The organism is Leptothoe sp. LEGE 181152, from assembly GCF_032906605.1.
GTDB lineage: Bacteria > Cyanobacteriota > Cyanobacteriia > Phormidesmidales > Phormidesmidaceae > Leptothoe > Leptothoe turfae.
The window spans coordinates 167,288-182,379 of record NZ_JASATU010000004.1; the positions used below are offsets into that span (position 1 = coordinate 167,288).

The 15,092-nt window shown below is 48.5% G+C and carries 15 protein-coding genes and 1 tRNA gene; 8 read left to right on the forward strand and 8 right to left on the reverse strand.

Annotated elements, in window-relative coordinates; genetic code table 11:
- Nucleotides 1-130: 130 nt before the first annotated feature.
- Nucleotides 131-676 carry a late competence development ComFB family protein gene (locus QGP82_RS02705; protein ID WP_006518123.1) on the reverse strand — a complete coding sequence of 182 codons (546 nt, stop codon included), beginning with the start codon at nt 674-676 and terminating at the stop codon, nt 131-133.
- 581 nt (nt 677-1,257) lie between these two features.
- Entirely contained in the window at nt 1,258-1,470 is a 213-nt protein-coding gene (locus QGP82_RS02710; RefSeq protein WP_163664734.1) for an Hfq-related RNA-binding protein, read from the reverse strand.
- Nucleotides 1,471-1,598: 128 nt separating this feature from the next.
- Between QGP82_RS02710 and dapF the strand changes: the two genes are divergently transcribed.
- The 5 genes from dapF (at nt 1,599) to QGP82_RS02735 (ending at nt 6,549) form a co-directional block, all read left to right on the forward strand.
- Nucleotides 1,599-2,456: a diaminopimelate epimerase gene (gene dapF / locus QGP82_RS02715; protein WP_499056960.1), complete on the forward strand. Its 858-nt coding sequence runs from the start codon at nt 1,599-1,601 to the stop codon at nt 2,454-2,456.
- Nucleotides 2,456-3,151 carry a 5'/3'-nucleotidase SurE gene (gene surE / locus QGP82_RS02720; RefSeq protein WP_163664730.1) on the forward strand — a complete coding sequence of 232 codons (696 nt, stop codon included), beginning with the start codon at nt 2,456-2,458 and terminating at the stop codon, nt 3,149-3,151. Before dapF ends, surE begins: the two co-directional genes overlap by 1 nt.
- A 129-nt stretch (nt 3,152-3,280) precedes the next feature.
- On the forward strand, nt 3,281-4,279 hold the full coding sequence (locus QGP82_RS02725; protein ID WP_163664728.1) for a permease: 999 nt from the start codon (nt 3,281-3,283) through the stop codon (nt 4,277-4,279).
- On the forward strand, nt 4,269-5,060 hold the full coding sequence (locus QGP82_RS02730; RefSeq protein WP_163664726.1) for a TIGR03943 family putative permease subunit: 792 nt from the start codon (nt 4,269-4,271) through the stop codon (nt 5,058-5,060). Before QGP82_RS02725 ends, QGP82_RS02730 begins: the two co-directional genes overlap by 11 nt.
- A 13-nt stretch (nt 5,061-5,073) precedes the next feature.
- Complete coding sequence (locus QGP82_RS02735) at nt 5,074-6,549, forward strand: TolB-like translocation protein (RefSeq protein ID WP_163664724.1); 1,476 nt, start codon at nt 5,074-5,076, stop codon at nt 6,547-6,549.
- Between the two features lie 24 nt (nt 6,550-6,573).
- Here QGP82_RS02735 and QGP82_RS02740 read toward each other — a convergent pair whose 3' ends face one another.
- From QGP82_RS02740 to QGP82_RS02750, 3 genes are all read right to left on the reverse strand, one after another.
- Nucleotides 6,574-6,822: a helix-turn-helix domain-containing protein gene (locus QGP82_RS02740; RefSeq protein ID WP_006518130.1), complete on the reverse strand. Its 249-nt coding sequence runs from the start codon at nt 6,820-6,822 to the stop codon at nt 6,574-6,576.
- A gap of 508 nt (nt 6,823-7,330) precedes the next feature.
- On the reverse strand, nt 7,331-10,039 hold the full coding sequence (locus QGP82_RS02745; protein WP_499056966.1) for a CapA family protein: 2,709 nt from the start codon (nt 10,037-10,039) through the stop codon (nt 7,331-7,333).
- A 161-nt stretch (nt 10,040-10,200) separates the two neighbouring features.
- Nucleotides 10,201-11,364 (reverse strand): serine hydrolase, encoded by a 1,164-nt coding sequence (locus tag QGP82_RS02750; protein WP_499056968.1) that lies wholly within the window; start codon nt 11,362-11,364, stop codon nt 10,201-10,203.
- Here QGP82_RS02750 and QGP82_RS02755 point away from each other — a divergent pair.
- Nucleotides 11,363-11,497, forward strand: a complete 135-nt coding sequence (locus QGP82_RS02755; protein WP_284681984.1) for a hypothetical protein — start codon at nt 11,363-11,365, stop codon at nt 11,495-11,497. The genes QGP82_RS02750 and QGP82_RS02755 overlap by 2 nt on opposite strands.
- Before the next feature lie 72 nt (nt 11,498-11,569).
- Here the strand turns inward: QGP82_RS02755 and QGP82_RS02760 are convergent, their stop codons facing one another.
- Nucleotides 11,570-12,340: an RNA methyltransferase gene (locus QGP82_RS02760; protein ID WP_499056971.1), complete on the reverse strand. Its 771-nt coding sequence runs from the start codon at nt 12,338-12,340 to the stop codon at nt 11,570-11,572.
- A 92-nt stretch (nt 12,341-12,432) separates the two neighbouring features.
- Here QGP82_RS02760 and QGP82_RS02765 point away from each other — a divergent pair, with 92 nt between their 5' ends.
- Nucleotides 12,433-12,600 (forward strand): DUF2256 domain-containing protein, encoded by a 168-nt coding sequence (locus tag QGP82_RS02765; protein ID WP_163664717.1) that lies wholly within the window; start codon nt 12,433-12,435, stop codon nt 12,598-12,600.
- A gap of 16 nt (nt 12,601-12,616) precedes the next feature.
- On the opposite strand, the gene QGP82_RS02770 is transcribed toward QGP82_RS02765, so the two are convergent.
- Both QGP82_RS02770 and QGP82_RS02775 read right to left on the reverse strand, forming a co-directional pair.
- Complete coding sequence (locus QGP82_RS02770) at nt 12,617-13,240, reverse strand: chorismate lyase (protein ID WP_431732023.1); 624 nt, start codon at nt 13,238-13,240, stop codon at nt 12,617-12,619.
- A gap of 194 nt (nt 13,241-13,434) precedes the next feature.
- Nucleotides 13,435-13,516: transfer RNA gene (locus QGP82_RS02775), tRNA-Leu, on the reverse strand.
- Nucleotides 13,517-13,717: 201 nt separating this feature from the next.
- Between QGP82_RS02775 and accC the strand changes: the two genes are divergently transcribed.
- Entirely contained in the window at nt 13,718-15,061 is a 1,344-nt protein-coding gene (gene accC, locus QGP82_RS02780) for an acetyl-CoA carboxylase biotin carboxylase subunit (protein ID WP_163664716.1), read from the forward strand.
- Nucleotides 15,062-15,092: the final 31 nt, after the last annotated feature.

Sequence of the window (15,092 nt, forward strand, 5' to 3'; positions counted from 1 at the left end):
TTTAGGGCGTACAGCAGTGCGCCCCTACGTGATGTAAAAAAAGCACCGTTGGCCTCAACGGTGCTTTTGCTTTGCGTATTTGTATCTCTCTTGTTGCTTTGAAGCTCAACCTGTAATCCCGCTGGAGGCCTTAAGCGGCTCGAACTGGCTCGAATTTATGGGCATAGTCTTTAAGCAGATCATTCATTTGACCTAGGAAACCATCGCTAGAGCGCTTAATCCCCTCACGTTCAGGGAAGAAATCAGGCCGATCGAGGCTGTTGGAAATCGCATCCTTAACCTGGTCAGAGATCATCTCAGATAGGGCTTCACGGGCTTTATTGCGCTGATATGCAGCCCCCTCTTCAGTCGTGGCATAGAGGGGGGGTAACCGATTAAGCGCATAGGCTGCAATATCACCTAGATCAAGACTACAGTCATTGTTCGCCTCGATTTCAGCAACACGAGCAATAGCCTCCGTTAAGACTAGCTCCTCCATAACGTTGATAAACTGCTTGCGAGGCACAGCGACCACCTCGCCCGTGAGTAGTGACCCCATAAGGCGATCAAGGGCCATGTACTCTTCGATGGAAAGCTCTGAAGCAGTATCACAAATGCGTCCTACTTCAGCTTCCATCGCAGGGGTTAAATAACCATCCTGCAAAGCTTGTTCAACAATTTTTTCAATACTGCTCATCCTGTCAAATGGCTCCGTTGCATATCTCTGTAAACAGTGTTAGATGTTGCTGAATGTCGCAATGCACATGAGCACTTTCCAACCATTTTCGAAGGGTATAAATACAGATAAAACACTGATATTCACAACTAATAAAATGGTTTCACATTGATTCCATTGCTTCGAAAAAGATTTTCTAGAAGCCATAGTTTATAGCCACAATGGAATATACAAATGCCTTAATCAGTTAAAACATTTGCTTTATCAGCAACTAGCAACCCTTGTTAGACTTCAAACCTGCGTCCAAGGATCGTATTGGCATTAGTGTGCCCGGAGGTGACTTAACAAACACATCAACTGCATAAAACTACGAGCAACCTATCAAAAAAAGTCGATAATATAACGCCTAAAAACTAACAGTAAAAAATATCTTTTTAAAATTGAAATTTACAATATCGGCATTTATATATAATTTCCTGAGCGCCTCGAGAAAGTTTTATCGGAAAGCATTCAAACGAAGATTCGAAGATGACAAAACATAGAAAATGAAGCCTCTGCGTTGAGAAGCTTCATTTCATTGTCTATGAAATTACAAGACTGACTTAACTCATGATCTTGATGTAGGCCACAGCCGTACGCATGACAAGCATGGGTTGACCATCAATGTTCAGACAAATTGCCTGGGCATCCTGCCACAGAACAATGCTACTAAACACATCACCGGTCAATAGCTTGATTTCAATGGTTTGCTGATCACGGATCAGTGTCTGTATTTGTCGAATGCTGGGTGAACCTGTATCAAATTCAGTAGCCATAGCAGTCGTGGATAAACATGGATGAAACAGTAATAACGTACCCGGTCTATACTACTTCCGGTAAGCTGTTGACGAATTATTGCAACTCTTTTCTAATTATTGCAACTCTTTTCTAACGTCTGCGTATCATGGGGCTCGCCTTTAGCAAATATCACGGACTCGGTAACGATTTTATTTTGGTAGACAATCGGCACCAGTCATCTCCAGTTTTGACGCCTAAACAAGCGATGGATTTATGCGATCGCAACATTGGCATCGGTGCCGATGGCGTCATTTTTGCCCTACCCGGTGAAAACGGTGCCGATTACACCATGCGCATCTTTAACTCCGACGGGTCAGAGCCGGAAATGTGTGGCAACGGCATTCGATGTATGGCCAAATATTTAGAGGCATTGGAAGCGGCAGCCGATCAACCGCCAACGACTCCCCACAGCTATCAAATTCACACCTTGGCAGGATTGATCGTGCCAACGCTACAAACCGATGGCCAAATCACGGTTGATATGGGAGAGCCCCGTCTATTGGCTGGGGAAATTCCTGCAATTCTGGCCAACGCCAGCGAAAAAATTATCGATCGGTCTTTGGTGGTAGCAGACACGACTTACCAGGTCACCTGCATCAGCATGGGCAACCCCCACTGCATTACCTTCGTGGAGGATACGACTACAGTTCCACTGGCTAAGATTGGCCCGCTGTTTGAACGTCATCAGGCGTTTCCTCAGCGTATCAATGCTGAATTTATTGAAGTGGTGCGCTCTGACTATCTCAAAATGCTGGTGTGGGAACGGGGAGCTGGCCCCACCATGGCCTGTGGTACTGGTGCTTGTGCGGCCCTGGTGGCGACGGTATTGAATGGCAAGTGCGATCGCACCGCCACCGTTGAACTACCAGGTGGCCCCCTAAAAATTGAATGGTCTGCCACTAATAACCACGTGTATATGACGGGTCCTGCCGTTTTGGTGTTTACCGGTGAAGCTGCACTGTAATGGCTCCTACAATTGTCTTAACCAATGATGATGGCATTGATGCACCTGGAATCCAGGCATTATACAAAGCTACGGAAAAACTCTCCTTTAGCCATACCAACATCGGTATTGTTGCCCCAGATCAACATCTCTCGGGCTGTAGCCACCAGATTAACCGTGGCGGATCTATTAATGTTGATCGGCGCACCCCCCAGAGATACGCCATCGGCGGCACCCCAGCTGACTGTACTCGCGTAGCCCATCATCTCTATCCCCAACTCGATTGGCTCTTAGCAGGCATTAATGATGGTGGAAATCTGGGGGCGGATACCTATGTGTCTGGCACCGTTGCTGCTGTGCGAGAAGCCACACTACTCAGAGTGCCGGCCATTGCGATTTCCCATTACAAGTCCAGAGGAATCTCTATTGATTGGGAGGTAGCGGCGCATCGTGCGGCCCGCGTGCTCACAATGTTAATGGAAAAACCGCTTGCCCCAGGGCAGTTTTGGAACGTCAATTTGCCATCGGTCAGCGACCCTGAACCCGAAATTGTTTTTTGCCCTGTGTGCACACAGCCATTACCGACTGAATCTAGCATTGAATTGGGACAATTTCGCTATACTGGCGCATACCAAGATCGACGGCGTGACCCTGATGCAGATGTTGATATCTGTTTTTCAGGGAATATCAGTGTCAGCAAAGTTTCTCTATGGTAAAAATATGGCCCCTTTGGTTGCTCTCTGTTCGAACAGGGTGGATGATGATTGCCCTATCACCGCCATGCTTTCTAGCAATTTCCTGTAGAATAGCTGGTCAGCAATAGGCATCTTCACGGTTGCACATCTATGGAACAACTGAGTAATGGACTAACGCTTTTCTTTAGCTTGCTGGTAGAGGCCATCCCTTTTTTGCTCATTGGTGTGGCATTTTCGAGCCTGCTATTGTTTTTCGTAGATGAGCGTACGCTGATTAAGCTACTGCCTAAAACCCCCCTGCTAGGAGCTATAGCAGGTAGTTTAATGGGGGTATTTTTCCCTGTATGCGAATGTGGCAATGTTCCTGTAGCCCGACGGCTGATTGTGCAAGGAGCTCCATCTTCAGTGGCAGTGGGTTTTTTACTAGCAGCACCCACCATTAATCCGGTCGTATTTTGGGCCACTTGGGTAGCGTTTCGCGATCAGCCCGAGATTGTTTTTCTGAGAGTACTTTTTACATTATTCATAGCAGTCATCATTGCTTGGATCTTCAGTCGTCAGATTGATATGCGCCCCATCCTACAATCGGCTGTAGCTAGACAAATGCCTAAAGCCCGTAGGGTCGCTGCTCCAAGTAATCCCTTGCTGCGGTCAGGCACATTTTTGCTACAAACCGACGGGTCTACCCTGCAGCTAGACGATCCAACGGCAATTCTGACCGAAAAACCAGAGGTACCCCTAGCCATCAAATTACAGCTTGTCATCGACAATATGGTGCAAGAGCTGAAGGAGCTGGGGGCAGTATTGATTCTTGGTAGTGCGATCGCAGCTTTTGTTCAGGTAGCCATTCCCAGGGATTGGATTTTGGCCCTGGGGCAAAACTTTATCACCTCTATTTTGGCGATGATGCTATTGGCAGCCGTAGTATCCATTTGCTCAACGGTGGATTCATTTTTTGCGCTATCGTTTGCATCCACCTTTACCACTGGCGCACAGCTAGCATTCCTTGTTTTTGGTCCCATGATTGACCTGAAAAACATTGGCCTATTAATGACGCTCTTTAAGCCAAGGGCCATCATTTACATTTTCATGCTGGCAGCTCAGCTGTGTTTTATTTTGACCTTATTTATGAACCTCTATGTCAGCTAAATCAGCCAGAAACTCAGGTAAGGCTAAACGGCAAAGACGGTCTTCCAAACCATTTCGTCAGAATTGGTTAGATGTGTTAGTGCTCGGCGCTTGGAGTCTGACCCTATTTCGGTACTGGATCACTGGAAAATTGTTTCTGCTGCTGCATCCAGACTATATGTGGCTAGCTAATAGCGCTGCCATTGTTCTGCTAGGCATGGCTCTGTTTAAGCTAATTCAAGGACGGCGTGCCAAAAAGGTACAAGCTCCCCCTAGCCACACCACGTTGCTGCCGCCTCAGCTCAGCAGTTTCATTTTATTAGGTGTGGCTGTTCTGGGATTTATCTATACCCCCCAGGCATTTGCCAGTGATACAGCCATTCAGCGGGGTGTGGCTGACACGTTGACGATGACGCGCTCACAACCTCAACGTTTTGTCCGCCAGGCTGCCTCTGAAGAACGTACAATCATCGACTGGATTCGCACACTTAATGTATACCCAGAACCGGATGCTTATACGGGGCAAGGGGTTAAGGTATCAGGTTTTGTGATTCACCCCGATGAATGGCCAGAAGGATATCTCATGATTTCCCGATTTGTTTTAACGTGCTGTGCAGCCGATGCTTACCCCGTCGGCCTGCCTGTGGAGCTAGCTGTTTCACGACAGGCCTATGCCCCTGATAGCTGGCTAGACATAGAAGGAAAAATGATCACCACCACCATCAACGGCAAGCGCCAGCTCACCATAAAACCGACCAAACTGGAAACCATCCCTGAACCCCGTAATCCCTACGAATATTAGCCAGTTTCACACCATGACTACCCACCATCGCCAACCCCTTGATCGACTGGCCCAGGCAATGATAGCGCTGCTGGCCTTGGTTATTGGGGGCATGGTTTTATTTGGCGGCCCCGCCGCCTCAAAAGTCCGGGATTTTACCTGGCAAAATCGGCAGATTGGAGCTGAAGATACCGCCTTTTTGCTAACCTTTAGCCGCCCAATGGATCACACTAGCGTGGAACAAAACCTGACCATTGAGCCCCCCTTACCAGGTCGCTTTAGTTGGGCTGGTCGGCGCATGGCGTACACTTTAAATTTTCCAGCCCCCTACGGCAACGAGTTTACAGTTAGCCTTCCCGAAGCTAGCGACCGCTTTAGTGGGCCAGAAGCCAAATTTATGCCCTTTGAGGCTAGTTTTAAGTCTCGCAAGCGAGCCTTCGCCTACATTGGTGTAGAAGGCGAAGATCAAGGCCGCCTGATGCTCTATAACCTGAGCACTCAGTCCCAAACAGCTTTGACTCCCAAAAATCTAACGGTTATGGACTATAAGCCCTACACCCAGGGCGATCGCATTTTGTTTGCAGCCATAGAACGGGGGCAAAACACTCAACAAGACCAGGCACTATACACCGTAACCACTGGTTTAGGGGACGACACAAACAATTCAAGTGGTCAAATTGAGACGTTACTTGATAGCAGCGAATATCAGAATTTAAAATTTGATCTCTCTCCCGACGGCAGTACCATTGTTGTACAGCGAGTGAGTCGCAACAATCCAGGTAATTTTGGCCCTTGGGTCGTTACCCAAGATCAGCCTCCCCGCCGTCTAGAGACTGAGCCTGGCGGAGATTTTATAATTGCACCTGACAGTCAGTCACTCCTCCTGCAACAGGGAGAAGGCACCGCTATCATTGCTTTGAACAATGCTCCAGACGAGCAAAGTGGCGAAACGTTAGACTTTTTACCCCAATATGGGCTGGTCATGGATGTGGCCAGCAATGGCTCTGCAGCAGCCATGGTGAGCTTTAACCAGGATGACCCGGACAAACGCTTCACTCAAACATTATTTTGGGTATCCAATCAGGGCGATGAAAAGCCCCTAATAAATGTGACAGGGTCGATCTTAGATGCGCAGTTCGACCCCACTAATGAACTTTTATTCTGTTTAACCAGTCAATTACTTGAGGGTGAAACCTACCAAGTACAGCCATCTATTGCGGCCATTAACTTGAGCACTGGCGATGTAGAAACACTCCAGACATTATCGCCTCAGCCATCGGTGCACATGAGCCTAGCCCCTGACGGTTTGGCTCTACTTTTCGACGAAACAACACCAAGTGCCACAGCTGACAACTCGGTGGTTCTAGATGACGGCATTGCGATCGCAACCTCAAAGATATGGTTGCTACCGCTTTATCAGACAAGCGACGACCGATTAAACAAGAGGCCTCAGCCAGTTGAACCACAGGCACTACCTTTTGCCGGCATCAATCCTGTCTGGATTCCCTAGCGCACTTAACGCGCCTACGGTTAACTAGCGATGATCAGCAGTCGCCTCAGCACCTCGTTCCAGATACATGCTGAGAAAAATGCTAGCAGCTGACGGCTCTAATGTTTCAAGAGCGACAATGATCTCTGGCACAGAGTCTGCCAGTGGATCGCTGACTTCATTCACCCATTGGTTGACCGTCGAACGGGCTACACCCATTGTCACGGCCAGACGATTTTGACTAATTCCGTACTGAGTAAGTACATGCTTTAATGCTTTTCCTGCCCTTCCCATAGCGGTTATAAATCTCACAAAGATTACAACATGATTGGCTGGCTCAATTTATATTGACCTGCCTATGTTCTTTCTTCCGAGCCCCTGCACAACATCAGTATAAAACGGCTCACGAATGTGCCTTTTGTCTCAAAAATCTGCGCGCTTACCCGTATTTCTAAGCTTTCTACAAGGATTAGGGTGAGAAAGTAAAAGTATACCCGAATCTTTTACGAAGTGGTAAACCCCTTGTATCAAAACCGAAGAAATACTGAGTTCACATGTACTATGTACATTTCTGAAACAGATCTTAAAACCCTTTTGGAGGAAGAGTTTCAAGAGTTTGCCCACGTTTTCTTTTACTAAGAGCAAATGCCTGTCTCGTTCTAACAAATGAGCACAGTGATGTATCGAACCATTATGTTTTGTATATCGTTAACATACAAAACATCAATAATTCTTCGTCAATGTAGCTCTAGCAACCAGAGAGTGCCTATAAGTATATTCAAACGTTACTGTTATCTAAAAATTACCCAAGAGGTCCTACCAAGGGCTCATCATGGGGAGAGATAGCACCCGATGTATCCCTTATGTCTTCAGTTTCATCATCAGGCTCTACAGACACCTCTGGAGCCCCTATAGGAAAGACATCATCAGGAGATGCAGTAGGAACGTCAACCTCAGATGGGTCAAAGTTATTTAAACGTTCCTGGATAGGATTAAATTCTTTGTGGGGAGATGATTTTTCACCCCAATTTTCCAACATGTCATAGCCCGGCAAAGGCTCATCATTGGGAGCCAGAATATCATCCCCTTCCTGCTGGGGTATTAACTCCATACCGGTGCCATTATCAATGACGTTAGGGTTAGTGCCTCGCTTCGGCGCAGCATTAGGATTAATGGGTGCAGGTGATTCCCATATCTCATAAGGCACGGCATTATCAAAAGCGGGCTCACTATCGGGCTGAGTGTTAAAGCTATCTAAAGGGCTATTGCCCTCTAAAAGACCTGATTCTTCTAGAGGGCCGTTCTCGTTCATAGTTTGGGCAGGTGCCAGACCATCACTCCAGCTCTCTGACTCTAGATTACGAGGTTCAAATGGATTGGGCTCAGCTACATTACGCTCAGATACCTCTGGTTCAACGGTAAATCCATCAGAGGTATTTGAAAAGGTCTCTGAATCCAAGATCTCTGACTCAAAACTTTCAAACCCAGGGGCAAAACCGTCAAAGGTATCAGGGGGAAAACTCTCTGGCTGTATGAACTCCCCTTCCAAAGGGTTTTGACTATCCGACAACGGCCCAGGCTCTAGCTCACCTAATGTTTTCAGGGGAGCCACAGGCTTTTCAGGTTTTAGCAAAGGCTCCGTTGGAGGAGTGGCCTCTAAAATGGCGGGAAACTGCAACGGCGATGGCAACGTATTAGATGCTTGACGAATCTGCTTGAGAATAGCTCTAGCCGTTTCCCCAGAGGCAGTCTTTGGTCGAGCCTCCCTAACACTGACAGGAAGGAACTCTACTTTCATTTGGTTTTCCCGCAGAGAAACCCGCAAAGCAGCCGTGTCATGATCGCTCAGGGGTTCCTCTTCAAAAATAAAATCCCCCAAAGCGTAGACAATAGGTCGAGATTTATAGAGTTCAGCCCCCTGCAACTGTTGAGCATGATAGCCAACTACTAAGTCAGCACCGGCATCAATTGCGGATCTAGACAAATTAACCTGCTGTGCATTGGGCTCTGCTGCTAAGTCTCCGTACCAGCGATAATTCACAACTATCCAATCCACAGCCTCACGCAGAGCAGCAATATCTGCCACAATGTTGTCTCGCTCCTGAATATTCAGGCCAGCTCGATTTAGGGTCGCCGCATCATCACTATCCGGAGCGTAATTTAAGTAGGCAATGCGCTGACCTTTGACCTCTAAAACTTCTGGACGACGGGCCTCCTGCTGATTACGACCGGCCCCCACTCGATAGATGCCAACACCGTCCAAAGTTTTTATGGTCTCTGTCAAACCATGGCTACCAAAATCCATTGTTTGGTCGCTAGTCAGCCCCACAATATCAATTCCCCCTTTGAGGAGGGCATCCGCCGCATCGGGACGAGAACGTTCAAAGTAATTTTCTTGCAGCGAGGTATCGGCGCTGGCCAGGGAATTCCCGAGACCTACCATAGCCACATCAGCTTCTCGAAAAGCCTCTAGTTCACCCAAGACTTCTTCCACAGCATCGGGAGTTTGTAATGGGACATCACCCACGGGCACTTCTCCACCAAAAACCAGTGTAACCGTAGGATTTTCAGGGCTACTGCTGGGCTCATGGGACATCACAGCAACGGGTTCTAGAGCAGCGGAGACTGCCGGTCCTCGCATCGCGGAACGATAGGCAATCTCCTGAGTTTCTACGTCACTAAGGGGACGCCATCCACCTTCCTTGAAGGTAGGTAGAGACGGCGACTGCTTCTGAGCCACTTGGCCACGTTGGGAGAAAACAGCCTCAGTCACACAGCCCAGGATAAAGGCAGCAGCAGCGGAGCCAGTAACGACAATCGCCCTCATGTATTTGAACTGATGCTCAATAACGTCTTTAGGTGTAAGACGGCGGCGATTCATGCGGCGCTGAGTTGAGGTTTGAGTACTGTCAATATCGGTGGAACGAATTTGTACTAACGGAAAGGGAGCCACACTACGGTTAGGTCGCCGTCGTCGTTCTTGTAAATTCGTTTCACGAGGAATGAGGTAAGACGGAACTGTCTTCAGTGTCTCGCCACCGTAAGTGGTAGCGGTTATGGTTTCTGCTTGAGCATCGGAGACCTCGGGCGTCACGACCTGCTCAGTCACCGCAGGTTCAGGTGCCAAGGGAGGTGTTGTGACAGGGGCTGCTGCCGTGTCTTGGCTGGGCTGTTGAACAGTTGCACGTTGTTTACGCTGACTTAATTTCACCCGCTGCTGCCACAGAGGCTGATCGGTACCCACCAAACGACCGATCAAAGCAACACCCCGAATAACCTTGGACTCTAACTGGCAAAGCCGATTACAGACAAATCGAATCAGTACATCCTTTTTGGGAGGACGCTCAAACTCTAGTAAAACTTGCAAATATCCTGAATACTGGTCGGTTTGAACCCGCGCATAAATAGACTGGGGCACCAACGGGTAGTTGAGCCACAAAGCTATGGACCGAAAATGCCCAGTAGCAGCTGATTGTCTTACCTGATTAATATCGACAGGGGTATTGACCATATTCCTCTAGCGCTCACAGGTATCAGAGTGTAGATGGACTACTAAATCCCCGAACTTGTGTGACAAAGTGTATCAAAGATGTCTACCTTGTCAACTGTATTCATACAGTTTTTGGCAAATACACGAAATTAATGAGATTTTGAACAAATTTTAAGTAGAGCTTAAATTTGTTCTTGGGGGTTAGGGACGTTTGCACCAGGGACCTCACCATTGGGTTGCAGATCTGGCTCAGTTTCGGTAGATGTACCTACAGGCAGTGGCACAGGCGCAGATTGGTTCATCGTCTGATACACTGCCTGCGAAATACGTCGGATCAATTCTTGAGCTCGACCATCATTTTCAGGGCGACGGATTAGGGCCGCGATCGCATACCGCTTGCCATTGGCAAGATCCATCAGAGCCACATCCCCGAGCACTTCACCAATATTGCCAGTTTTGTTATAGCTGATAGTGGTTTCACTCACGCCCGCAGGCAGTAGCTTCTTATTGTAGGTCCGCTGCAAAATATTCATCACCCGGTCGCGGGAGCGCAGGCTTAAAATATCCCCTTTATGAAGATGAGCAATCATTCGTACTAGATCTTGAGCACTGGTCGTGTTCGTGCCCTCTATATCTGGCAAGGGATTGCGCAGAATCGTCATCGTCAATCCCCAATCGGCAAACTGCTGATTGAGAACCTGGGGACCACCCAATAGATCGATCATCATATTGGTAGCGGTATTATCGCTATTGATGATCATTTGGGTGGCCACTTCCAATGCGGTATATCGGGTGCCTGGAGGCTGTCCTTGCATGTCACCAGACCCACCAGCAATTTGGTTAGACTGCATAGCTAATGCTTGATCAACGGTGATGCGTCCCTCATCTACCGCCTTAAAAAAGGCAATCAGAATCGGTAGCTTTATAGTACTAGCTGCTGGCGTTTCGGCATTACCGGCCACTTCTACATAGTTGCCTGTATCTAGATCAAAGACATAGATTGTCGGCGTTAATTCAGGAATCAGTTCCTGTAACTCCTCCAACTTGGTTTTTAGAGCTGTCAGTTCCCGGGTAACTACCAGCACGTCGTTGTCAGAAGCCGCTGTTACGGTAACTGCCGACTGAGTTTCAGCAGCGGTGCTCGTGGTTGACTGGTCATCAGCAGGTGTAAGTACTGACAGCACCGTACCCGCGATCGCAGCCACACCCAAACCAATAATCAGCAGTCTAATGCCGTAGACCAATGGTTTTGGCAACCTAGGTAATAAAGAAGCTTTAGGCTGAGGAGGCCAGGTAGACCGAGCGTTCCGACGAGTGCGGCGGACATGCCGTGACGGATCAACCATGTCACCGAACATGCCACCCGAGGCATTGGACCTGGCTCGTCTGGACGACCCTCGTGATCGGTCCGCTGGTCGCCCCAAGGAAGCCGACCGACGCTGCCGTCGCGGTCGACCAGTTCGACGTGATTTAGGATAAGGCTGCTGTGGATCCGTCATAGGTGAGAACACATGGCTAATCGTTACCCCAGCGTGAAAACTGATTGCATGGCTAGGGGGCGTTTGAATCAATTCCCTGATGTGTGGTAGCCCAGTCTATCTGCCGTAAGATACCGCGTAGCATAGCAACATCTTGAGTAGACAAAGCGGCACGATGGCCCAGTTGTCGAAACTTTCGCATACGACTAGGAGCTGTATGGGGATAAAGATAGCCGATTTTCAACAAAATCGACTCTAAATGGTGATAGTACCCATCAAGCTCGTCTAGGGTGGCAGCCACCACATTAGCTTGTTCACTCGCGATTGGCTCAGGTGGTGTTCGCTGAGGTCGCTGCCCTACCCGAGATAACTCATAACAACAAATAGCAACCGCTTGAGCTAAGTTTAAAGACTCGTAGGTCGGATGGGTATCAATTTTAATAAACCGTTGAGCCTGCAGCATTTCATCATTGTTCAGGCCTCGATCTTCAGGCCCAAAGATCAGTGCGGTGGCTCCCGTTTCCAGCAGCCAAGGCAGGGCAACTTCGGGGGATTCAAGGGGTGTTTGCAAATCTCGACGGCGGGCCGTGGTTGCGATCGCACGCTGACACCCCACCAGAGCATCCGGCAATGTAGCCACTGTCTTCGATGACTCAATCAAGTCATAGGCATGGACCGCCATTTGCCTGGCATCGTCACTAAAAGGATCGCATTGGGGGTTGACCAAAACGAGTTGGGATAATCCAAAATTTTTCATCACCCGCGCTATTGACCCAATATTAAGTGGGCCAGCCGGTTCGACTAAGACAATGCTGAGATTGGGAAAAGGGGTGTCAGGGGACATGCGATCGCAAAAGCGCTAAATAGGCAGGCACCATAAGAAATGCCCTTTAGACTAGGTTCTGAGCATACCGTGCACCTTAGAAAACTACCAAAATGCCTCGTCAGCGTCGCAAGTCTGATTTACCTGAAAAAATATGTGCCGTTTGCCAGCGTTCTTTCACCTGGCGCAAAAAATGGGCCGATTGCTGGGATGAAGTGAAATATTGCTCGGATCGATGCCGTAAACGGCGTAATCAAATTTCCCACCCCGAAAACCATTAACCTCAGCGTTTTATCCTTACCGATGGCTCGTTTCGGAACGCATGGGACCCAAATAACGCATAAGGTATGGCGAAAACACCTCGTAAATCAGGGTCAGCGGTTTACCATGGTGCCAAAACAAATAATGACGGCCCCAAAACGGACCTTTTTGACCAAAGGCAGCTTCTAACGGTGGGCTCCAACCATAATAAATTCCTTGAATATCTCGATAAAGTTCGGTGCGCAAATTAGCCAGACTGGCCCAAATTGGTAGCGAACGGTTCTTCAGGTATTCATCCACATGGCTAGCTTCCCACCAGGATGTGGCATAGGCTAGCCGCTGCCCCGATGCTGTTCGTAACCACACCTGTCGCCTGAGACGAGGACCCGGTACATAGCTAATGATATCGGGGGCTCCATCATTGGCCATGCCCACTAAAGACATTTCAATGACATCAACCTCTGTGGGCTCTCGGGTCAACAGTTGTAGATGCCGCGTAGGAGAACCATCACCCAGCATCAGAATCTGCCACGCTGGTGATAGCTGATCGTGGGGCAATCCTTTCTTAACAACCGCCTCATCCCCTTGCCAGAGCATATCCAGAGAATACCAGCCAGTCGTTTTCTGAGCCTTGGGTGACGGTCCGAGCGTTGAAGTCAAAACTGTTTACAAAAATTCATGACTGTTTTCATGATATACGCTTGGCCTGAGCTGTGCAGCGGGTGATGATGGCTGACTTAGACAGGGGCATCAAACGTACTCCAAACGCTTAGGGGTGCAGCTAAAACCACACCCCTAATACAAAAGAACTATACAGATCTAAAAACTAGACCAAATCTAGACCAAATAATTAATGCGGATGGCGAGAATCGAACTCGCATGGCATAAGCCACACGCCCCTCAAGCGTGCGTGTCTACCAATTCCACCACATCCGCAGAATACTGCTGAAGCAGCTTGCTGTTAAAAAAATGCATAACAGCATATAACAGTAAACCACAAACAGCCCCTTCAGTAACGAGATTTTCTCGACTCAATTTGCCCCATCTCTTCTGGGGAGAAATAGCCCACGTGGTACGATCAGCTTCCGTCATATGATGCACATAGATAAAAAGTTTCCTTAGGGTAGTGGCTGGCTGATGCGCTTTTCGAAAATCTTGATTGCGAACCGAGGTGAAATCGCGCTGCGAATTTTACGCACCTGTGAGGAAATGGGAATAGCTACAGTAGCTGTCCATTCCACTATTGATCGCCACGCTCTCCATGTACAGCTAGCCGATGAAGCTATCTGTATTGGCGAAGCACCCAGCAGTCGCAGCTATCTAAACGTTCCTAATATTATTGCTGCCGCCATGACAACGGGTGCCAGTGCTATCCACCCTGGCTATGGTTTCTTAGCAGAGAACGATCGCTTCGTTGATATTTGCGCTGACCATAAAATTGTATTTATTGGTCCCTCGGCAGCAGCAATGCGGGCGATGGGGGACAAATCCACCGCTAAGTCAACCATGCAACGGGTTAAGGTACCCACAGTTCCTGGCAGCAAAGGTCTATTAAACACCCCCGAAGACGCGATGACGTTAGCCGCAGACATCGGCTATCCCGTGATGGTCAAGGCCACGGCTGGTGGTGGCGGTCGCGGCATGCGCCTCGTGCGTCAAGCCGATGAGATGACGAAGTTATTTCTCTCTGCTCAAGGTGAAGCAGAGGCAGCCTTTGGTAACGGCGGCATCTATCTAGAAAAGTTTGTAGAAAATCCCCGCCACATCGAGTTTCAAATTTTGGCAGACAGCTACGGCAATGTGGTGCATCTGGGGGAGCGGGATTGCTCGATTCAGCGTCGCCACCAGAAATTACTCGAAGAAGCTCCTAGCCCTGCCCTCAGCCCAGATTTGCGGCAAAAAATGGGGAAAGCAGCGGTGAGGGCGGCTAAAGCCATCAATTATGTTGGGGCAGGCACCGTCGAGTTCTTGGTGGATAGCCAGGGAAATTTCTACTTTATGGAAATGAATACTCGTATTCAGGTAGAGCATCCTGTTACCGAAATGGTGACTGGCATCGACTTAATTGCTGAGCAAATTCGTGTTGCCCAGGGAGAACGCCTGTCATTTAAGCAAAATGACATCACCTTAAAGGGACATTCCATTGAATGTCGGATCAATGCGGAGGACCCTGATCATAATTTTCGCCCCAATCCCGGTCGCATTAGTGGCTACTTAGCCCCAGGTGGCCTCGGGGTACGAATGGATTCCCATGTATATACTGACTACGAGATTCCTCCTTACTATGATTCTCTCATTGGCAAATTAATTGTTTGGGGTCCCAATCGTACCACTGCCATTCAACGGATGAAACGGGCTTTGAGAGAATGTGCCATCACTGGCCTACCCACCACCATTGGTTTTCACCAGCAAGTATTGGAGCGTCCTGAATTTCTCAAAGGTGAGGTATACACCAACTTTGTTAACCAAATGATGGGCTAAGCTGGCTGTCCTCCGGAAAGAGAGAACCTTT